Annotated in this window: 19 protein-coding genes; 13 read left to right on the top strand and 6 right to left on the bottom strand. The window is 62.4% G+C overall.

Annotated elements, in window-relative coordinates:
• The coding region (locus ACK59X_RS21475) for an S-adenosylmethionine synthetase N-terminal domain-containing protein (RefSeq protein ID WP_409960412.1) at positions 1-660 on the bottom strand (660 nt) is incomplete at its 3' end.
• Between the two features lie 132 nt (positions 661-792).
• On the opposite strand from ACK59X_RS21475, the gene ACK59X_RS21470 reads away from it, so the two are divergent.
• Both ACK59X_RS21470 and ACK59X_RS21465 read left to right on the top strand, forming a co-directional pair.
• Positions 793-1653 carry a lysophospholipid acyltransferase family protein gene (locus ACK59X_RS21470; protein WP_409960411.1) on the top strand — a complete coding sequence of 287 codons (861 nt, stop codon included), beginning with the start codon at positions 793-795 and terminating at the stop codon, positions 1651-1653.
• Complete coding sequence (locus ACK59X_RS21465; protein WP_409960410.1) at positions 1650-2516, top strand: lysophospholipid acyltransferase family protein; 867 nt, start codon at positions 1650-1652, stop codon at positions 2514-2516. Before ACK59X_RS21470 ends, ACK59X_RS21465 begins: the two co-directional genes overlap by 4 nt.
• Positions 2517-2524: 8 nt before the next feature.
• Here the strand turns inward: ACK59X_RS21465 and ACK59X_RS21460 are convergent, their stop codons facing one another.
• Entirely contained in the window at positions 2525-3430 is a 906-nt protein-coding gene (locus ACK59X_RS21460; protein WP_409960409.1) for an alpha/beta fold hydrolase, read from the bottom strand.
• Between the two features lie 56 nt (positions 3431-3486).
• Positions 3487-4239 (bottom strand): ribosome biogenesis GTP-binding protein YihA/YsxC, encoded by a 753-nt coding sequence (gene yihA / locus ACK59X_RS21455; protein ID WP_409960408.1) that lies wholly within the window; start codon positions 4237-4239, stop codon positions 3487-3489.
• 75 nt (positions 4240-4314) lie between these two features.
• On the opposite strand from yihA, the gene ACK59X_RS21450 reads away from it, so the two are divergent.
• The 5 genes from ACK59X_RS21450 (at position 4315) to ACK59X_RS21430 (ending at position 10408) form a co-directional block, all read left to right on the top strand.
• The gene (locus ACK59X_RS21450) at positions 4315-4959 is read left to right on the top strand and encodes a c-type cytochrome (RefSeq protein WP_409960407.1); all 645 of its coding nucleotides are present in this window, start codon (positions 4315-4317) and stop codon (positions 4957-4959) included.
• 146 nt (positions 4960-5105) lie between these two features.
• Positions 5106-7259, top strand: a complete 2154-nt coding sequence (locus ACK59X_RS21445) for a cytochrome c biogenesis protein ResB (RefSeq protein WP_409960406.1) — start codon at positions 5106-5108, stop codon at positions 7257-7259.
• Positions 7256-8596: a c-type cytochrome biogenesis protein CcsB gene (ccsB, locus tag ACK59X_RS21440; protein WP_409960405.1), complete on the top strand. Its 1341-nt coding sequence runs from the start codon at positions 7256-7258 to the stop codon at positions 8594-8596. The genes ACK59X_RS21445 and ccsB overlap by 4 nt, the downstream gene beginning before the upstream one ends.
• Positions 8597-8739: 143 nt before the next feature.
• Complete coding sequence (msrP, locus tag ACK59X_RS21435; protein ID WP_409960404.1) at positions 8740-9750, top strand: protein-methionine-sulfoxide reductase catalytic subunit MsrP; 1011 nt, start codon at positions 8740-8742, stop codon at positions 9748-9750.
• Between the two features lie 22 nt (positions 9751-9772).
• Entirely contained in the window at positions 9773-10408 is a 636-nt protein-coding gene (locus tag ACK59X_RS21430) for a sulfite oxidase heme-binding subunit YedZ (protein WP_409960403.1), read from the top strand.
• A gap of 15 nt (positions 10409-10423) precedes the next feature.
• Here the strand turns inward: ACK59X_RS21430 and ACK59X_RS21425 are convergent, their stop codons facing one another.
• A complete protein-coding gene (locus ACK59X_RS21425) occupies positions 10424-11248 on the bottom strand; it encodes an MBL fold metallo-hydrolase (protein ID WP_409960402.1) in 825 nt (274 codons plus the stop codon).
• A 110-nt stretch (positions 11249-11358) separates the two neighbouring features.
• The gene (lptM, locus tag ACK59X_RS21420) at positions 11359-11568 is read right to left on the bottom strand and encodes an LPS translocon maturation chaperone LptM (RefSeq protein ID WP_409960401.1); all 210 of its coding nucleotides are present in this window, start codon (positions 11566-11568) and stop codon (positions 11359-11361) included.
• 12 nt (positions 11569-11580) lie between these two features.
• On the opposite strand from lptM, the gene cyaY reads away from it, so the two are divergent.
• Positions 11581-11910 carry an iron donor protein CyaY gene (gene cyaY / locus ACK59X_RS21415; RefSeq protein ID WP_409960400.1) on the top strand — a complete coding sequence of 110 codons (330 nt, stop codon included), beginning with the start codon at positions 11581-11583 and terminating at the stop codon, positions 11908-11910.
• Positions 11911-11972: 62 nt separating this feature from the next.
• Here the strand turns inward: cyaY and ACK59X_RS21410 are convergent, their stop codons facing one another.
• Positions 11973-14384, bottom strand: coding sequence for a penicillin-binding protein 1A (locus ACK59X_RS21410; RefSeq protein WP_409960413.1), 2412 nt, complete (start codon positions 14382-14384; stop codon positions 11973-11975).
• Between the two features lie 265 nt (positions 14385-14649).
• On the opposite strand from ACK59X_RS21410, the gene ACK59X_RS21405 reads away from it, so the two are divergent.
• The 5 genes from ACK59X_RS21405 to pilQ all read left to right on the top strand — a co-directional run.
• The gene (locus ACK59X_RS21405; RefSeq protein WP_409960399.1) at positions 14650-15729 is read left to right on the top strand and encodes a pilus assembly protein PilM; all 1080 of its coding nucleotides are present in this window, start codon (positions 14650-14652) and stop codon (positions 15727-15729) included.
• Positions 15726-16334 (top strand): PilN domain-containing protein, encoded by a 609-nt coding sequence (locus tag ACK59X_RS21400; protein ID WP_409960398.1) that lies wholly within the window; start codon positions 15726-15728, stop codon positions 16332-16334. The genes ACK59X_RS21405 and ACK59X_RS21400 overlap by 4 nt, the downstream gene beginning before the upstream one ends.
• A 4-nt stretch (positions 16335-16338) precedes the next feature.
• Positions 16339-17031 carry a type 4a pilus biogenesis protein PilO gene (locus ACK59X_RS21395; protein WP_409960397.1) on the top strand — a complete coding sequence of 231 codons (693 nt, stop codon included), beginning with the start codon at positions 16339-16341 and terminating at the stop codon, positions 17029-17031.
• Positions 17028-17573: a pilus assembly protein PilP gene (locus ACK59X_RS21390; RefSeq protein ID WP_409960396.1), complete on the top strand. Its 546-nt coding sequence runs from the start codon at positions 17028-17030 to the stop codon at positions 17571-17573. Before ACK59X_RS21395 ends, ACK59X_RS21390 begins: the two co-directional genes overlap by 4 nt.
• Positions 17574-17614: 41 nt before the next feature.
• A partial coding sequence (gene pilQ / locus ACK59X_RS21385) for a type IV pilus secretin PilQ (RefSeq protein ID WP_409960395.1) occupies positions 17615-19676 on the top strand: 2062 nt, incomplete at its 3' end.

Below are 19676 nucleotides of genomic sequence, written 5' to 3'. Positions count from 1 at the left end.
CACGGGCTTGATGATCTCTTCGATCACGGCCTCGACGAAGCTCTTCTTCATCGTCTTGGCGGTTTCGCTCTGGTCGGGGTGGTGCTGGGTGGAGAGCACCACGGTGTCGATGCTGTGGGGCTTGCCGTCCACGTAGCGCATCGTCACCTGGCTCTTGGCGTCGGGCCGCAGGAAGGGCAGGCGGCCGTCCTTGCGCAGCTGCGCCTGGCGCTCGACCAGCCGGTGCGCGTAGTAGATCGGCGCGGGCATCAGCTCGGGCGTCTCGTCGCAGGCGTAGCCGAACATCAGCCCCTGGTCGCCGGCGCCGGTGTTGAGGTGGTCGTCGCTGGCCTGATCGACGCCCTGCGCGATGTCATTGCTCTGCTTGTCGTAGGCCACCAGCACCGCGCAGCCCTTGTAGTCGATGCCGTAGTCGGTGTTGTCGTAGCCGATGCGCTTGATGGTGTCGCGCGCCACCTGGATGTAGTCCACATGGGCGTTGGTCGTGATTTCGCCCGCCAGCACCACCAGGCCGGTGTTGGTCAGCGTTTCGGCGGCGACGCGGCTGCGCGGGTCCTGCTTGAAGATGGCATCGAGGATCGCGTCCGAGATCTGGTCGGCCACCTTGTCGGGGTGGCCTTCCGAGACGGATTCCGATGTGAAGAGAAAGTCGTTCGCCATTTGAATAAACTCCTGTGTTCCGGCATTTGGGGCGTTGCCCTCACCCCGAAGGAGCTTTGGCGAACGCTTTAGCAGAAATATTTAACGTCGCCCTGCAAGTTGCTCATTTAACTCAGCGACCCCGTCATTTTAATGCCATCTTTGTTCCGTCTGTTTTCCGTGTTTCCACTGTGGCTGCTCCATGGCCTGGGCGCAGCCATGGGCTGGGTGGCTTTTCTGGCCTCTCCGATCTACCGCGGCCGCTTTCGCGCCAATGCCGCGCTGGCCGGTTACCGTTTTGGTGAGGTGAGCGCCGCCATCGGCCATGCGGGCCGCATGGTGGCCGAGCTGCCGCGCCTGTGGCTGGGGGCACCGCTGCCGTTTCGCATCGAGGGCGGTGCCTGCGTGGAGGCGGCCTACGCCCAGGGCCGTGGCATCCTGTACCTGACGCCGCACCTGGGCTGTTTCGAGTTCTCGGCCCAGGCAGCCGCGCAGCGCTGGAGTGCCGAGCATGGCCCGATCACCGTGCTTTACCGTCCTGCGCGTCAGCCCTGGCTGGCCAAGGTGATGGAGACGGCGCGCAACCGGCCCGGCATGCTGGCCGTGCCGACCAATCTTTCGGGCGTTCGCCAGATGATCAAGGCGCTGCGCCGGGGCGAGGCCGTGGGCCTGCTGCCCGACCAGGTACCGCCCCACGGGCAAGGCCAGTGGAGCCCTTTCTTCGGCAAGGATGCCTACACCATGACGCTGGCCGTGCGCCTGGCCCACCAGACGGGGGCGGCCGTGGTCCTGGTGCGCTGCGAACGCCTGTCCTGGGGCCGTGGCTACGTGGTGCATTTCGAACCCCTTCCCGCCGCGCCGCTGGCGCAAGACCCCGACACCGCATTGCTGCAGATCAACCAGGCCATGGAACATTTGATACGACAGTCGCCCGACCAGTACCTGTGGGGCTACGGCCGCTACAAGGAACCCCGTGGGGAGGCTGTAGCCCCTGCTGCCGGAGAGGGCGCATGACGGGCCGTCTCGGGGTGTGGTTCATGCGCGTGCTGGCCTTGCTGCCCCTGCGCGTGCTGCGGGGCATGGGCTGGCTGATCGGCCAGGCGCTGTACCTGCTGGCGGCGCCGCGGCGCAGGGTGACGCTGCGCAACCTGGAGTTGTGCTTCCCGGAGTTCACCGAGGCCCAGCGTCGCCGGTGGGCGCGCGAAAGTTTTGTCGGCTTTTGCCAGACCTGGCTGGACCGCAGCTGGCTGTGGTTCGCGCCGCGCGAGACGGTGCTCCAGCGCGTGAAGCTGCTGGGTGCGCTGGACGAATTGCTGGGCGATACCCCCACCATCATTTTTGCCCCGCATTTCTATGGCATGGACGCGGGGGGATCGGCCCTCACCCTGCACACCGACCGGGCCTTCACCTCCATCTTCACACCGCAGCCCGACCCGGCGGTGGACATGTGGATCCGCAACGGGCGCCAGCGTTTTGGCAACGTGCGCATGCTCAACCGGGGCGATGGCGTCAAGCCTATCCTGAGCGGTCTGCGCAAGGGCGGCCTCTTGTACCTGCTGCCCGACATGGATTTCGGGCGCAACGATTCGCTGTTCGTGCCTTTCTACGGGGTCACCGCGGCCACCGTGCCCTCGCTCTCGCGCTTTGCCCGGCTGGGCCGAGCCAAGGTGATCTCCATGGTCACGCGCATCACGCCCACGGGCTATGTGGCCGAGATCTCGCCAGCCTGGCCCAACTACCCTACCGAGGATGCCGAGGCCGATACGGCCTTGATGAACCGCAACCTGCAGTCGTACATCGACGTGTCGCCGGGGCAGTACTACTGGGTGCACAAGCGCTTCAAGACACGTCCCGAGGGCGACCCTTCCATGTACTGAGCGCTGAGTCAGCCCGCGCCCAGAAAGCGCGCCAGCGCGCTTTTCACCCGCTCGGGCTGCTCGTGCACCACCCAGTGGGAGGCACCTTCCACGCGGTCGATCTGCAACCGGGGAATCCAGTCTCCCAGGCCATCGAGCAGGCCGGGCAGCAGGGCGGGGTCCTGCATGGCCCAGACCACCAGGGTGGGCAGCGCAATGGTCAGCATGCTGTCGGGCAAGCTGATGCTGGCGATGGTGTTGTCTTCGCCGCGCGGCGGGCGCAAAGGGCTGGCTCGGTAGTAATTGCAGGCGCCCGTCAGGCCCTGCTGCCACAGGGCGCGGTATTGGGCGCGCATGTCCTCGGTCAGCCAGGCGGGGGCACGGCCTTCGGGATCATCGAAGAAGGCGAACAGGCGCGCAAAGTCGTTCTCGGCCAGCAAGGCCTCGGCGTCGGGCCTGCACAGGAAATGCATGTACTGGCTGTTGGCCTGTTGCGCCGGGTTGTGCTGCAGCTCTCGCAGAAAGGTGCCGGGGTGCGGCGAATTGACAATGGCCAGCCGCTTCATGAGCTGCGGCTGCTGGTTGGCCAGGTTCCAGGCCACGGCGCCGCCCCAGTCGTGGGCCACCAGGCATTCCAGCGGCTGGCCGGGGCTCACGGCTGCGACCAGGGCGACCAGGTCCTGCACCAGGTATTTGGCCCGGTAGGCATCTACCTCGGCGGGGCTGCTGGACTGGCCGAACCCGCGCAGGTAAGGTGCCAGGCAGTGGTAGCCACCATGCTCAGGCCGGGCGAAATGGGCCAGCAGGGTGTCCCAGATGAAGGCACCTTCGGGAAAGCCGTGCAGGAACAGCAGGACCGGCCGGCCGGCGGTGCCGCTTTCGCGGCACTGCAGGGTGGTGCCATGGGGCAGGGTGATGGTGCGGGTCTGGATCATGGTGCTGTTGCTATCATTGGTGTAGCAGCCAGCGCGCATGGGCCCGACGCTGCTGCTCAGTCTTCCTCGGGTTCCTGGGCGTCGGCGCTGGCAGCGTCGGACACAGGGTTCGCATCGCCGGCCGCCGGCTCGGCACCCGGCACCGGGTGGGCCCATTGCCACAGCAACTGGGCCACCTCGTCCACGCCCTGTTTCTTCAGGGCCGAGAACATCTTCACCTCGCCACCGCCAGCATGCAGTCGCGTAATCGACAGCACCTTGGCCTGCTCGGCCCGCGTGAGCTTGTCGGCCTTGGTGAGCACGATGAGGAATTTGAGCCCTTCTTCAACGCGGGGGCGCACCACTTCAAGCAGGGCTTCGTCGAGTTCGGTGAGGCCCAGGCGCGGGTCGCACAGCAGCACGATGCCCGTGAGGCCGGGGCGGCTGACCAGGTAATTGACCATCACCTGCTGCCAGCGCACCTTGTCCGAGCGCGAGACGGCGGCATAGCCATAGCCGGGCAAGTCGGCCAGCACGGCGTCCATCACGCCCTGTTTTCCCAGGGAGAACAGGTTGATGTGCTGGGTGCGGCCGGGTTTCTTGGAGGCGAATGCGAGCTGTTTTTGCTGGGTCAGCGTGTTGATGCAGGTGGATTTTCCGGCATTGGAACGGCCCACGAAGGCAATCTCCGGCACCGTGATGGGGGGCAGGTGGTGCAGTTGCGCCGCCGTGGTGAGGAATCTGGCCGTGTGCATCCAACCCATGGCGATCTTGGCGTCAGGTGCGGGCGGAAGAGAGCCAGCAACTGGCGCGATAGGGGTGGTCGTCATGAGTACTTGAGATGCGAGTGGGGCCTCATTGTAGAATCGCGGAGATTTGCGCACATAAACACACAGACCCTCGATATGAAGTTGCTCGCCTCTATGCTGATGGCTGCCGTGCTGGCAGCACCTGCTTTTCCGGCCTTTTCCGCGGGCGAGACACCCGCTGCGCCGCCCAAGGCGGCAGCCAAGCCTGACCTGGTCAAGGGCGAGGCGAGCTTCACCGCGGTGTGCGCTGCCTGCCACGGCGCAGACGGCAACTCGGCCATCGCGGCCAACCCCAAGCTGTCGCAGCAGCACCCCGAGTACCTAGTCAAGCAGCTGCAGGAGTTCAAGTCGGGCAAGCGCAACGACCCGGTGATGAAGGGCTTTGCCATGGCCCTGTCGGACGAGGACATGAAGAACATCGCGTACTGGGTGACTTCCAAGGCGGCCAAGCCCGGCTTCGCCAAGGACAAGGCCTTGGTCTCGCTGGGCGAGCGCATCTACCGCGGCGGCATTGCCGATCGCAATATCGCGGCCTGCGCTGGCTGCCACAGCCCCAACGGTGCCGGCATTCCAGCCCAGTACCCGCGCCTGTCCGGCCAGCACGCCGACTACACGGCCACGCAGCTCGTCGCTTTCCGCGATGGCAAGCGCGCCAACAGCCTGCAGATGACGCAGGTGGCTGCCAAGCTGAACGACCGCGAAATCAAGGCCGTGGCGGACTACATCGCCGGCCTGCGCTGATTGCTGATTGACTGATCCCCATCAAGTGCGGCCCGCACAGCACGGGCTGCACGGAACCAACCGCCAAGAACAAACCCAAAAAGGGCGGGTCCATCGAACCGATGGCCCCGTCCTTTTTTATTTGCGGGCCTAGCGTCCCCTCCCCCATGTCTGACAACACCCAGGGCGTTAGCGTCCAGTACGGCTCCAAGGCCCTGCGCGCAGGGATCGAGTTGCTGTCCTCGATGCGGTTCGCGATCTCGCTGCTGACGGTGATCTGCATCGCTTCGGTGATCGGCACCGTGCTCAAGCAGCACGAGCCTGCGGCGAACTACGTCAACCAGTTCGGTCCCTTCTGGGCCACCCTGTTTGGCGCCATCCAGCTCAATGCGGTGTACAGCGCCTGGTGGTTCCTGCTGATCCTGGCGTTCCTGGTGCTGAGCACCTCGCTGTGCATTGCACGCAACACGCCCAAGATCCTTGTGGACCTGCGCGTCTACAAGGAAAATATCCGCGAGCAGAGCCTCAAGGCCTTTCACCACAAGGCCGAGGCCGAGCTGCCCGAAGGCGCCGAGGCCGAGGCGAAACGCATCGGTACCCTGCTGGCCGGCGGTGGCTGGAAGGTGCGCCTGCAGCAGCGCGACACCCCGGCGGGTGCCGGCACGGGCTGGATGGTGGCGGCCAAGGCGGGCGCGGCCAACAAGATCGGCTACATCGCGGCGCACAGCGCCATCGTGCTGGTGTGCGTGGGCGGGTTGCTCGATGGCGACCTGATCGTGCGTGCGCAGATGGTGCTGGGCGGCAAGACGCCGTATGCCGGTGGCGGCCTGATTGCCGACGTGAAGCCCGAGCACCGCCTGTCCGAGCGCAATCCCACCTTCCGCGGCAACCTGCTGGTGGCCGAGGGCACGCAGTCGAGCATCGCACTGCTCAACCAGTCCGACGGCGTGCTGCTGCAGGAGCTGCCGTTTGCGATCGAACTCAAGAAGTTCATCGTGGAGCACTATTCCACGGGCATGCCCAAGCTGTTTGCCAGTGAGATCATCATCCACGACAAGGCCACCGGTGAGAAGACGCCGGCCCGGGTGGAGGTGAACCACCCGGCCAGCTACAAGGGCGTGGAGATCTACCAGTCGAGTTTCGACGACGGCGGCTCGCACCTCAAGCTGCGCGCCGTGCCCATGGCGCCGGGAGCCAAGGCCTTCGATGTAGAGGGCGTGGTCGGGGATTCGACCCAGCTGACCAACAAGGGCGGCATGCCGGGCAGCGATGTGATGACCCTGGAATTCACGGCGCTGCGCACCATCCACGTCGAGAATTTCGGCGGTGCCGGGCCTGGCGCCAGCGGGGTGGATGTGCGCAAGGTGGATTTGCGGGAGGCGGTGGAGTCGCGCCTGGGCGCGGCCAACAAGACCGTGACCAAGAAGGAACTGCGCAACGTGGGTCCGAGCGTGAGCTACAAGCTGCGCGATGCAGCAGGCCAGGCGCGCGAGTTCCACAACTACATGCTGCCCGTGGACACGGGTGATGGCGTGCCGGTGTACCTGCTCGGTGTGCGCGAAATGCCGGCGGACCCGTTCCGCTACCTGCGCATACCGATCGACGACCAGGGCAGCATGGAAGGCTTCCTGCGCCTGCGCAACGCCCTGGCCGACCCGGCGGCGCGCGAGCAGGCGGTGCGCAGCTATGTAGCGCAAGCCATCGACCCGTCGCGCCCCGACGTGGGCGAGCAGTTGGCACAGTCGGCGATGCGCGCGCTGACCTTGTTTGCCGGCAATGGCATGGTCGATGGCAAGCCCACGGGCGGGCTGCAGGCGATCTCCGACTTCATGGAGGCCAACGTGCCCGAGGCCGAGCGCGGCCGGGCCGGCGAGGTGCTGATCCGCATCCTGAACGGCAGCCTGTTCGAGCTGGCGCAGCTGTCGCGCAAGAAAGCCGGCCTGGAGCCTTTGGCTCCGGACGACAAGACGCGCGGTTTCATGACCCAGGCCGTGCTGTCGCTGAGCGACGCACAGATCTACCCGGCACCCGTTGCCTTCGAACTCAAGGACTTCACACAGGTGCAGGCCAGCGTGTTCCAGGTGGCGCGCGCCCCGGGCCGGAACATCGTCTACCTGGGCTGTGCCTTGCTCATTCTGGGCGTTTTTGCGATGCTCTACATCCGCGAGCGCCGCATCTGGGTCTGGGTGGCACCGCAGGATGGCAGGACACATGCCACCATGGCCTTGTCGAGCAACCGCAAGACCATGGACGGAGACAACGAGTTCGTAGCACTCGCAGAAAAACTGATCGGGGCCAAGCCCCTGCAAGGCAACCCATGAACACGGCCACCCGCAACACCACGATCACCCTGAACGAGGGGTATTTTTCGCGCCGCAACTGGCTGGACTGGTCATTTGCCGCCATCGTGGCGGCCGGCGGCCTGTTTGCGCTGCAGCGCTATGGCAGCTTCATGGATGGCTACGAGAAGGGCATTCTGCTGGGCACGATTCCCAGTGCCATCTGGCTGGGCTGGTTCTGGCGCCCGTTGCGCACCCTGATGCTGGTGGTGTCCGCGGTGGCGCTGATGGCGATCGGGCTGTACCAGGTCGATGGTGCCGGCAGCCTGGCGCGGGCTGATACGGTGTTCGGCCTCAAGTATTTTCTGTCCAGTCAATCGGCCATCCTGTGGATGAGCGTGCTGTTCTTCATGAGCACGGCGTTCTACTGGATCGGCATGTTCGCGCGCGGCGAGGGGCATGCGATGAACCTCATCGGCTCGCGTCTGGCCTGGGTCGCGGTGGGCATGGCGCTGATCGGCACCCTGGTGCGCTGGTACGAGAGCTACCTGATCGGGCCGGACATCGGCCACATCCCGGTGAGCAACCTGTATGAGGTGTTCGTGCTGTTCTGCTGGATGACGGCAGCCTTCTACCTGTACTACGAGGCGCAGTACAAGACGCGCGCGCTGGGTGGCTTCGTGATGCTGGTGGTGAGCGCGGCGGTGGGCTTTCTGCTCTGGTACACGGTGGTGCGCGAGGCGCACGAGATCCAGCCCCTGGTACCCGCGCTCAAGAGCTGGTGGATGAAACTGCATGTGCCGGCCAACTTCATCGGCTACGGCACCTTTGCGCTGTCGGCCATGGTGGCCTTCGCCTACCTGATCAAGCAGCAGGCCACCGAGACGCGCTGGTACAAGCTGGCGCCGCTGTGGCTGCTGGGCGTGGTGCTGTGCTTCGAGCCCATCGTGTTCCGCCAGGGTGCCACCGAGAACGGCGGCGGTTACTGGATGGTGTACTTCGGCATTTCGGCGCTGATCGTGGCGGGCATCCTGTTCGGACGCAAGCGCATCGCAGAGCGCCTGCCTTCGTTCGAGATCCTGGACGATGTGATGTACAAGGCCATTGCCGTGGGCTTCGCGTTCTTCACCATTGCCACCGTGTTGGGCGCCCTGTGGGCGGCCGAGGCCTGGGGCGGCTACTGGAGCTGGGATCCCAAGGAGACCTGGGCGCTGATCGTCTGGCTCAACTACGCGGCCTGGCTGCACATGCGCCTCATGAAGGGCTTGCGCGGCACCGTGTCGGCCTGGTGGGCGCTGGTGGGCTTGGCGGTCACGACCTTCGCCTTCCTCGGGGTCAACATGTTCCTGAGCGGACTGCACAGCTACGGCACGCTGTAGGACAGGAGTGCGAGGGCAGGGGCATGGGGCGCCGGTACTGCAAAGATTGCATCCGCGGTGTAACCTGATCCGTATCTGGAACGAACTACGGGTAGTACCGCTCTACCCGTGGACGCATCCCCTACTGCCTGACCGGAGCCCTTATGCCTTTCCATTCCCGCCATTCGGGTTTCAACCACCCGCTTTCGTCCGAGATCACGCCGCGCGCCGCCTATGAGGGACGCCGCGACATGCTGCGCCTGATGGCCGGGGGTGCCGCAGGCGCCGCCCTGGCCGCCTGGGCCGGGCGCGAGGCCCTGGCGCAGGCGGCCGCTGGCGTGACGCCTCGACCGGGCAAGCTGGCAGCGCTGCCGGGTGCCAAGTCGACCGTGGCGGGTGCGGTGTCGATGGAAAAGCTGACCGACTACAAGGACGCCAGCACCTACAACAACTTCTACGAGTTCGGCACTGACAAGGCCGATCCGGCGCGCAATGCCCACACGCTCAAGACATCGCCCTGGACGGTGGAGGTCGAGGGCATGGTGAAGAAGCCGGGCAAGTACGGCATTGAGGACCTGGTCAAGCTCAGCGCCCAGGAAGAGCGCATCTACCGCCTGCGCTGCGTGGAGGGCTGGTCCATGGTGATCCCCTGGGTCGGCTATTCGCTGGCCGAACTCATCAAGCGCGTGGAGCCGCAGGGCAGCGCCAAGTACGTGGAGTTCGTAACCCTGGCCGACAAGGCCACCATGCCCTTCGTGGGTTCGCGCGTGCTGGACTGGCCCTATGTGGAAGGGCTGCGCATGGACGAGGCCATGCACCCGCTGACCCTGCTGGCCTTTGGCATGTACGGCGAGGTGCTGCCCAACCAGAACGGAGCGCCCGTGCGCCTGGTGGTGCCATGGAAGTACGGCTTCAAGAGCGCCAAGAGCATCGTCAAGATCCGCTTCACCGACAAGGAGCCGGGCACGGCCTGGAACAAGGCGGCGCAGCAGGAGTACGGCTTTTATTCCAACGTGAACCCCAATGTGGACCATCCGCGCTGGAGCCAGGCGACCGAGCGGCGCATCGGCGAGGATGGTCTGTTCGCCAAGAAGCGCAAGACGTTGATGTTCAACGGCTATGAGGCGCAGGTGGGCCAGCTGTACGCGGGCATGGACCTCAAGAAGTTCTACTGACCTCACAGCCGGGCCTGCCGCCGTGCGCAAACTGCTGCTCCACTCCTTGGCCAAGCCGGTGGTCTTTGTGCTGTGCCTGCTGCCGCTGGCATGGCTTGTCTATGCTGCGCTGTCCAACCAGTTGGGTGCCAACCCTGCCGAGGCGCTGATCCGATCCACCGGTGACTGGACGTTGCGCGCTCTGTGCCTGGTGCTCGCAGTGACGCCGCTGCGGGTCGTGACGGCCACGCCGCAGCTGGCGCGCTTTCGGCGCATGCTGGGCTTGTTCGTGTTCTTCTACGCCCTGCTGCACCTGCTGGGCTATGGCTGGTTCGACATGGGTTTCGAAGTGGCCGACATCGCAGTGGACATCGCCAAGCGGCCATTCATCCTGGTGGGCTTTGCGGCCTTCGTGCTGCTGCTGCTCATGGCGGCCACCTCCTTCAACCGTGCGATCCGCGCGCTGGGCGCCAAACGCTGGCAGACGCTGCACCGCACGGTGTATGCCGTGGCGGGCCTGGCGCTGCTGCACTTTTTCTGGATGCGCGCGGGCAAGAACGATTTTGGCGAGGTGGCGGTGTATGCGGCTATCCTGTCCCTGCTGCTGGGCTGGCGGGTGTGGCAGGCCGCGCGCAGGCGTGCGGTGAAGGCGGGCTCCGCCGCCGCCGCGTCGCGCTGAACCCGTGCTTCGTCGTCAGCCCACGGTGCGCAGGGCGGGGCGCATCTGGCGCGTCACAGGGTCGATATGGGCCGTGGGGACCTGGTAGGCGCGGTCGTCAAAGAGGTCGATGCCGCACATCAGGTTCTCGATCCAGTCGAAGAAGTCGTTGATGGCCCGCTTGCCGAGGATGGGTGCGCCGTGCTGCGGAACGAGCATGGAGATATCGAGCTGCCGTGCCATGCGCACCCACAAGCGCAGGATCTTGTTGGACACCATGTAGCGCCGGTGGAAGCCTTCCATGCGGGGAATGTGTGCAGCCAAGTCCGTGACGGGGATGCTGGCCTCGCTGCCTGACATCATCGAAACCGCCAGGTCGCCGGTGAAAAGGATGCGGCTCACCGGGTCGTAGAAGTGGAAGTTGCCCTCCGAGTGCAGGAAGTGAGCGGGCAGCAGCACCAGCTCGTTGCGTCCCAGCGGCAGGTGGCCGCCACTGTCGGGCACGCCGATCACGCGGTTCTCGGTCTTGCCGACCTTGGTGAAGTGGGGCGCGAAACGCTCCCAGACGCGCGAGATCACCAGCGATGCCTTGGTGCTGGTCATCCAGCGGTCCAGCGAGGCAATGATGTCCGGATCGGCATGCGAGGCGATCAGGTAGGACAGCTTGTGCGGCGCGAAGTGCTTGGTCATGCCGATAAACAGCTCATTGAACGCGAGGTTGCCACCCGGGTCGATGATGGCGCCGGTGTCGTCGTCCACGATCAGGAACTGGTTGGCCTGCACTGCCTGCCCATCCTCCTCGATCAGGTCGGTGAACATCAGGCAGGCGTGGTTCTTGTCTCGGTACAGTTCGATGGCCATGGCAGTGCTGCGGTGCTAAAGCCGCGACTGTAGGCCGGCGTTGCTGGGCACTGCTTGATGGAGATCAAGCGGTGGGCAATCAGGGGCTCCGCCGGGAGGGAGCCGAAAGGTCAGCGTGCCGTGGAGGCCGGCGCCTGGGGGGCCGACGTGGCTGTCGAAGGTGCCGCTCCCGGCGTGAGCGTTTCGGGCAAGGTGGCGCGCTGGGCGGCCGCGGGGCCGGAGGGCAGGTACAGCGGGCCGCGTTGGCCGCACCCTGCAAGGGCTGCCGCACTGGCAGCAAGGACAACGGTCCTGACTAGAATTTGGAATGCTTTCAACATGCGCAAATTGTAATGACTGACCTTGAATTCCAGGACCATGCCGAGAAACTGCTGGCGGCTGTCGAGCGCAGTTGCGATGAACTCAACGACACGACGGACGCGGACATCGACAACCAGCGCTCGGGCGGGATGATCACGCTGAGCTTTGCCAACCGCAGTCAAATCGTCATCAACCTTCAAAAGCCGCTGCACGAGGTGTGGATGGCTGCCAAGTCGGGCGGCTACCACTACAAGTTCGATGGCTCGACCTGGCAGGATACCAAGGGAGGCGGTGAGTTCTTCGCGCGCCTGACCGAGGATGCGCGGACGCAGTCGGGGATGCCGCTGGTCTTCTCGGCCTGACAGGCTATCGGGCAAAAGACAAGGGCCGCGCAAGGCGGCCCTCGATTCCTGCGCTCTGACCGTCAATTCCTGAACAGGTCGAGAATGCGGTTGCGCTCTTCTGTCGGCGGCGGCGCATGCGGAGCCACATCAGGGCCACCGGTGCTGCGCTGCTGTTCCTCCAGCCCGACGCTGGCGATGCCCGCATTGCGTGCATATTCCTCGTAGAACCATTCGCCGCCGACATTGACCACTCCGGGCGGTACGACGGGCTCGCTCACGGGGACTCCCTTGAGCGCACGCTCCATGAAGCTGATCCAGACCGGCAGGCTCAGGCCGCCGCCGGTTTCCCGGCTGCCCAGGTTGCGTGGCGTGTCATAGCCGATCCAGGTGACAGCAGCGATGGTCGGCTGGTAGCCGGCAAACCAGGCGTCCACCGAGTCGTTGGTGGTGCCGGTCTTGCCGGCCAGGTCCGGCCGCTTCAGGGTGCCTTGTGCGCGCGCGGCGGTGCCGGAACGCGTGACCTCCTGCAGCAGGCTGTTCATCACGAAGGCATTGCGCGCGTCGATGGCGCGTGGCAGATCCGTGACGGCGGGTGGCGTGACTTCGGAGATGACCCGGCCCTTGTGGTCGGTGACCTTGGCGATGAGCCAGGGGTTGACGCGGTAGCCGCCGTTGGCGAACACGGAATAGGCCGAGGCCATCTGCAGCGGCGTGACCGATCCCGCGCCCAGCGCCATGGTCAGGTAGGCGGGGTGCTTCTCGGCATCGAAGCCGAAACGTGAGACCCATTCCTGCGCGGTTTTGGGGCCGACGGCCTGCAGGATCCGGATGGAGATCATGTTCTTTGACTTCGCCAGGCCCGTGCGCAAGGTCATGGGGCCGTCGTACTTGCCGTCGTAGTTCTTGGGTTCCCAGGGTTGGCCACCGGTCGTGCCGGCGTCGAAGAACAGCGGGGCATCGTTGACCACGGTGGCGGGCGTGAAGCCTTTCTCCAGGGCCGCCGAATAGATGAACGGTTTGAAGCTGGAGCCCGGCTGGCGCCAGGCCTGGGCCGCATGGTTGAACTTGTTCTTGTCGAAGTCGAAGCCGCCCACCAAGGCGCGGATCGAGCCGGTGCGGGGATCGAGTGCAACGAAGGCGCCTTCGACTTCGGGCAACTGGGTGATCTCCCAGGCGCCCTTGGGTGTCTTGACCACGCGGATCACGGCGCCGCGGCGGATCTTGATGTTGGGCGGTGCCTTGTCGCTCAGCCCGGACTGGGCAGGCTTGAGGCCGTCGCCCGTGATCTCGAGGTTGTCGCCATTGGCGCGGGCGGCAACGATCTTGCGGGGGCCGGCTTCGAGCACCACGGCGGCCATCACGTCGCCGTTGTCGGGGTGGTTGGCCAGGGCATCGTCCACAGCTTCTTCCACTTCCTGGGCTGCAGTGGGCAACACCACGAACTTTTCCGGGCCCCGGTACTGCTGGCGGCGCTCGTAGTCCATGATGCCGCGGCGCAGTGCGGTGTAGGCGGCTTCCTGCTCCCCGGCATTCAGCGTGGTGTAGACATTCAGGCCGCGGGTGTAGGCCTCGTTGCCATACTGCGTGAAGATGAGCTGGCGCGCCATCTCGGCCACATACTCGGCATGGATGCGCGTGTTGTCCGGGCCGCTGCGGATCTTGAGGTCTTCCTTCTTGGCGGCAGCGGCTTCCTGGGCGGTGATGAAGCCGTTCTCTTCCATCCGCTCGATGATGTAGAGCTGGCGCGAGCGCGCGCGCTTGGGATTGCTGATCGGGTTGTAGGCCGAGGGGGCCGTGGGCAGGCCGGCAAGCATCGCTGCCTCGGCGATCGAAATGGATTTGAGCGGCTTTCCGTAGTAAGCCTCTGCCGCCGCAGAAAATCCATAGGCCCGGTTGCCCAAGTAAATCTGGTTCATGTAAATCTCAAGGATCTGGTCCTTGGTCAACATATGCTCCAGTTTGAATGTCAGTAATATTTCGTAAATTTTGCGAGTAAATGTTTTCTCTGAGGACAGATAAACATTGCGCGCCACCTGCATTGTGATAGTGGAGGCGCCCTGGCTTTTGACGCGGCCCAGATTGGCCAGGCCGGCGCGAATCACGCCCTTGTAGTCGACGCCGCCATGCTGGAAGAAGCGCGAGTCTTCGATCGCCAGCACCGCGTCCTTCATGACCTTGGGGATCTCCTGGATGGGTGTCAGGTTGCGCCGTTCTTCGCCGAATTCGCCCAGCAAGGCACCTTCCGAGGAATAGACGCGCAGAGGCAGCTTGGGACGGTAGTCCGCCAGATCCGAAATGTCGGGCAGGTTGGGGTAGGCCACCGCCAGTGCCACGGCAATGGTCAGCAACAGGCCGAGCGCACCTGCAACCGCAAGGCCCGTGGTCCACAGTACGAAGCGAAGCAGCCAGCGAAGCCAGGTGGGGCGGGGGGGGGCGGAAGCGGCGGTCGAAGAGTCGGTTGGCGTTTGCTGGGGAGAAGTGGGCGGCGGCATATCGCTCCGATTGGTGGAGACACCATTATAAAAATCTCGGACCTCTTTCAGTGGAAACGGCCCGAGGGCTCCGACCAACGGTCTCGGCGGCCGCTTTACGGCCTTGCAATTGCGCAGAAGCCACTGAAGAGATCGTGTGGTTTTGGCAACGCTTCGAACGGTTCAGATGGGGAAAATTCTTTGCCGGTGAAGTACCTTACTGATAGCATTCATGTGAAGTGTTAAGTTTTGTTGCGTCATTTAGACAAGTTACAGGGGACCCATCTTGATCTCAACGGGATCTTTGTTCAGTCGCCAGTCTGCGCCTCTGCTGGGTATCGACATCAGCTCATCCAGCGTCAAGTTGGTCGAGTTGGGGCGGGACAAGGCGGGAGGCCTGGTCCTCGAGCGCTGCGCCATCGAGCCGCTGGAACGCGGCTGGATCACCGATGGCAATATCGAAAAGTTCGACGAAGTGGCGGAAGCCCTGCGTCGCCTCGTCAAGAAGAGCGGCACGCGCACCAAGAACGTGGCGCTCGCATTGCCGCCTTCGGCCGTGATCACGAAGAAGATCACCCTGCCCGGTGGCATGACCGAGCAGGAGCTTGAAGTCCAGGTCGAGTCTGAAGCAAATCAGTACATTCCTTTCTCTCTGGACGAGGTGAGCCTGGACTTTTGTGTCATAGGCCCCAGCAAGAGTTCCCCGGGTGATGTGGAAGTGTTGATTGCGGCTTCTCGCAAGGAGAAGGTGCAGGATCGGCAGGGCCTTGCGGAAGCTGCCGGCCTCAAGCCCGTTGTCGTGGACATCGAGTCCAATGCCTCGCGTCTGGCTGCGGGCCGCCTGATCGAGGCCTTGCCCAACAAGGGCGTAGACGCCCTGGTGGCCCTGTTCGAGGTCGGTGCCGTCACCACCAGCATGCAGGTCATCCGCAATGAGGAAGTGGTCTATGACCGCGACCAGGCATTCGGTGGTGCACAACTGACCCAACTGATCGTTCGCCAGTATGGTTTCTCGGTGGAGGAGGCCGAGAACAAGAAGCGCAATGGCGATCTGCCCGAGGATTACCAGGCGGCCGTGCTGCGCCCCTTTGTGGACAACATGGCCCAGGAAATCGGTCGTGCTCTGCAATTCTTCTTTACCAGCACACCCCACAACCGCATCGATCACATCGTCCTGGCGGGAGGGTCCGCTCCGTTGCCTGGGTTGACGGAAGCGGTCACGCAGCAAACAGGTTTCGCCTGCAGCCTGGCCAATCCTTTTGACGGCATGGAAATCGGCAACTCGGTGCGGCTCAAGAAGATGGTGCGTGAAGCACCTTCCTATCTGACATCGTGCGGCCTTGCCATGCGGAGGTTCCTGCAGTGATACTGATTAACTTACTTCCCCATCGGGAAGCCGCCAGAAAACGCCGCCGTGAAGGATTTCAGGCAACGATGATGGCTTCTGCCATTGTCGGCCTGCTGGTTGCGGGCCTGATCTACTGGGTCTTGCAGACCCTGATTGCAGACCAGCAAGCCAAAAATGGTGTCCTGAAATCTGAAATTCAAGTGCTTGAAGGCCAGATCAAGGAAATTGCGAATATCGAAGAAGAAATCGCTGCGCTGCGTGCACGTCAGAAGGCAGTGGAAGATCTTCAGGCGGACCGCAATCTGCCGGTCCACTTGCTGACGGAACTGGTCAAGCAATTGCCTGATGGCGTGTACATCACTACGCTGAAGCAAACCAATCAGTCGATCGCTTTGCAAGGCGTTGCCCAATCCAACGAACGGATTTCTGAGTTGCTGCGCAACCTGTCCAACAACACGCCATGGCTTTCGAAGCCAGAGCTTGTGGAAATTGTTGCCACCAATGTGAACCTGAGTGCCAGGGATGTACGTCGTGTTGCGTCTTTCAACCTTCGTTTTCAACTGGTAAAGTCCAGCGAAGCGCGCAAAGCGATGGAGGCTGCTGCAAGTGCGGCGGGAGGCTGAAATCATGGCAACAAAAAAAGCCCAAAAAATTGACGTTTCTGAGAAATTTGCCGATTTTCAACGCCAGTTCTCCAACCTGGATACCAAGGACCCATCGCTTTGGCCGCCAGTACCCCGGTATATATTGTGTGTCTTCATCGCAGTGGCCGTGGCCGCTGCATTGTGGTTCGTCAAATTGACGGACTACGAAGCCGAGCTGAGGACCGAAGAAGCGACTGAACTGACGCTGCGCGAGGACTACAAGAAAAAGTTGCAAAAAGCCGTCAGCCTGGATGCGCTGAAAAAGCAGCGTGAACAAGTCCAGCAGTACGTTATCCAGTTGGAAAAGCAACTGCCCAGCAAAGCGGAAATGGCGGCACTCCTGTCCGACATCAACCAGTCAGGCCTGGGCAGAAGTCTGCAATTTGAACTGTTCAGGCCAGGCCAAGTGGTTGTGCGTGAGTATTATGCTGAACTGCCGATCGCTGTGCGTGTAACCGGGCGCTACCATGATATGGGGGCCTTCGCTTCCGATATCGCTCATTTGTCTCGGATCGTGACTTTGAACGATGTGGCAATTTCGACGCCCGCCCCCCAAAGCAAGGAGGCTGCCAACGGTAATCTGATAATGGATGCTACAGCGCGCACCTTCCGCTACCTTGATTCAGAGGAAATCCAGGCGCAACGCAAGACTGCAGGGGCGGGGGCTGCAAAATGAACTACATAAAAGGCACTCTTGCTCTTGCGTGCGTTGCTGTCCTGACCGGCTGTATTTCTTCCGGGGAAGATGAGATTCGCCAGTGGATCAGCGAAGAGCGCGCGCAGGCCAAGCCGCGCGTGACCCCACTGTCCGAGCCCAAGCAGTTCAAGCCGGAGCCTTATGGTTCGGATAATCAGCTTGAACCATTCAATCCGCTGAAGCTGACACAGGCGTTGCGGCGGGATTCGGCACAACTTGCCTCCAATGCGGCTTTGATTGCTCCAGAAATGGCACGCAGAAAAGAGCCATTGGAAGCGTACCCATTGGATGCCATTGCCATGGTCGGCAGCCTGCAAAGCAAAGGCAAGCCTGCGGCTTTGGTAACTGCCGACAAGCTGCTGTACCAGGTGGCGGTCGGGCAATACCTTGGCCAAAATTACGGGCGTATCACGTCCATTACCGAAACGGGCATCCAGCTGCGAGAAATCGTTCAGGACGCAACAGGTGATTGGACTGAAAGAACAACGTCGCTTGAGTTGCAAGAAGGGGTAAAAAAATGAAGCGAAACACATTTTGGACGATGCGGTTTTTCAATCGGAGCATGCTTCTCGCAACCTCGCTTGCAGCTTCTTCTGTTGTTTGGGCGCAAGGGGCAATTGAAAATATTTCTGGCGCGATGCAGGGGGGGGTGGAGATCGTCCGTATCGATTTTTCGGAGCCTGTCTCCGCCTTGCCCACGGGGTTTGTCACCCAGTCGCCCGCGCGCATTGCCCTTGATTTTCCCGACACTACCAGTGGCTTGGGTAAATCAGTGGTTCAAATCAATCAGGGGAACATCCGGTCGGCCAACCTCGTGCAGGCTCCGGGTCGTTCGCGGGTGGTTTTGAATTTGAAGCAGGCCGCGTCCTACCGCACGGAGCTGCAAGGCAAATCCGTGCTGGTGTATTTGGATACCACCATGGCGCCGGTGGTAGCTACAAACGGCTCGCAGACTGCGATTTTTTCAGAGAGCGCGAATGCCGAAATAATGCCCATCAAGGACATTGATTTTCGCCGCGGTGCTGATGGGTCTGGGCGGGTCGTTATCACGCTGCCGAACAACCAGGTAGGTGTGGATCTGCGTCCTGTCGGCAAAGGTCTGACGGTAGACTTTTTGAAATCCTCCCTGTCCGAGGGGTTGCGCCGTCGCTTGGATGTCACGGACTTCGGAACTCCCGTGCAGATCATCTCCTCCACCCAGCAAGGGGACAGGGTTCGCATGGTGATCGAGCCGGTGGGCGAATGGGAGCACAGCGCCTACCAAAGCGATAATCAATTCGTTGTGGAAGTGCGTCAGAAGAAAATTGACCTTACCAAGTTGACGCAAGGACCTGGTTACAGCGGTGAAAAGCTGTCGCTCAATTTCCAGAACATCGAAGTGCGGTCCCTTCTGCAGGTGATCGCCGACTTCACCAACTTCAACATCGTGACTTCGGATACCGTCACAGGCGCGTTGACTCTGCGCCTGAAGGACGTGCCTTGGGACCAAGCGCTGCAGATCATCATGGATGCCAAGGGCTTGGGCATGCGCAAGAACGGCTCGGTGCTCTGGATTGCTCCCAAGGACGAGATTGACGACAGAACCAAAAAGGATTTTGAAGCGGCCTTGGCCATTCAGAAGCTGGAGCCATTGAGGACCCAGGCGTTTCAGATGAACTATGCCAAAGCCACGGATATGGTGGTGCAACTTTCCTCAACATCGAGCGGAAGTACTTCGAACCGCTTTCTAAGTGAGCGTGGTAGTGCCATAGCGGAGCCTCGGACCAATCAGTTGTTTGTGACGGATACGGCAGCCAAACTCGAAGAGGTGCGTCAGCTTCTGTCGACCCTGGATGTGGCGGTTCGGCAGGTGATGATCGAAGCGCGTATTGTGGAAGCCTCCGATACATTTGGCCGCTCCCTGGGTGTGCGCCTCGGCGCAACAGATCTGCGTGCGGGGCGAGGCGGAGACGGTGGCTACTCCTTGGGAACCAGTGGAAATCGACTTGCTTTCGGAACCAATTACAGCAATGCAGTTGCTTCCACCTCTGCCGGGGGTGCGGTCAATACAAATGGTAACTTTGTCAATTTGCCGGCAACTGCGATCGGGGGCTACGATCCATCGAGCTTTGCAATTTCCATCTTCAATTCGGCTGCGAACCGATTCTTGAATCTTGAAATCTCGGCGCTTGAAGCGGACGGCAAAGGCAAGATTGTGTCCAGCCCTCGGGTGGTGACAGCAGATCAGACCAAGGCATCGATTGAGCAGGGGACGGAGTTTCCTTATCCTGTGACTGCGCCGAATGGTGGTACCGTGATTGCATTCAAGAAAGCTGTTCTCAAGCTGGAAGTGCTTCCACAGATCACTCCGGAAGGAAATATCATTCTTGATCTGGATGTCAATAAAGACAGCCCTGGCGAGGTATTGAACAACGTGCGCGCAATCAACACCAAGCACATCAAGACCCAGGTCCTGGTGGAAAATGGTGGGACCGTCGTGATTGGCGGTATCTTCGAGCTCTTTGAAGACAACAACGAGACCAAGGTTCCAGTACTTGGCGATATTCCAGGTGTTGGAAATCTGTTCAAGACGCGTACGAAATCAGCCAACAAGCAAGAGATGCTGATTTTTATCACCCCGAAGG

This window comes from Acidovorax sp. (assembly GCF_046339755.1).
Taxonomy (GTDB): Bacteria; Pseudomonadota; Gammaproteobacteria; order Burkholderiales; family Burkholderiaceae_C; genus Acidovorax.
The sequence above is the reverse complement of the archived record's forward strand: the minus strand, read 5'-3'. Positions and strand labels throughout refer to the sequence as shown.

Coding starts and splice junctions, on each gene's coding strand:
- ACK59X_RS21445 (WP_409960406.1), top strand. CDS start 5,106: ATGTCTGACAACACCCAGGGCGTTAGCGTCCAGTACGGCTCCAAGGCC.
- ACK59X_RS21470 (WP_409960411.1), top strand. CDS start 793: ATGCCATCTTTGTTCCGTCTGTTTTCCGTGTTTCCACTGTGGCTGCTC.
- msrP (WP_409960404.1), top strand. CDS start 8,740: ATGCCTTTCCATTCCCGCCATTCGGGTTTCAACCACCCGCTTTCGTCC.
- yihA (WP_409960408.1), bottom strand. CDS start 4,239: ATGACGACCACCCCTATCGCGCCAGTTGCTGGCTCTCTTCCGCCCGCA.
- lptM (WP_409960401.1), bottom strand. CDS start 11,568: ATGTTGAAAGCATTCCAAATTCTAGTCAGGACCGTTGTCCTTGCTGCC.
- ACK59X_RS21395 (WP_409960397.1), top strand. CDS start 16,339: ATGGCAACAAAAAAAGCCCAAAAAATTGACGTTTCTGAGAAATTTGCC.
- ACK59X_RS21450 (WP_409960407.1), top strand. CDS start 4,315: ATGAAGTTGCTCGCCTCTATGCTGATGGCTGCCGTGCTGGCAGCACCT.
- ACK59X_RS21390 (WP_409960396.1), top strand. CDS start 17,028: ATGAACTACATAAAAGGCACTCTTGCTCTTGCGTGCGTTGCTGTCCTG.
- ACK59X_RS21410 (WP_409960413.1), bottom strand. CDS start 14,384: ATGCCGCCGCCCACTTCTCCCCAGCAAACGCCAACCGACTCTTCGACC.
- ACK59X_RS21425 (WP_409960402.1), bottom strand. CDS start 11,248: ATGGCCATCGAACTGTACCGAGACAAGAACCACGCCTGCCTGATGTTC.
- ACK59X_RS21460 (WP_409960409.1), bottom strand. CDS start 3,430: ATGATCCAGACCCGCACCATCACCCTGCCCCATGGCACCACCCTGCAG.
- ACK59X_RS21465 (WP_409960410.1), top strand. CDS start 1,650: ATGACGGGCCGTCTCGGGGTGTGGTTCATGCGCGTGCTGGCCTTGCTG.
- ccsB (WP_409960405.1), top strand. CDS start 7,256: ATGAACACGGCCACCCGCAACACCACGATCACCCTGAACGAGGGGTAT.
- cyaY (WP_409960400.1), top strand. CDS start 11,581: ATGACTGACCTTGAATTCCAGGACCATGCCGAGAAACTGCTGGCGGCT.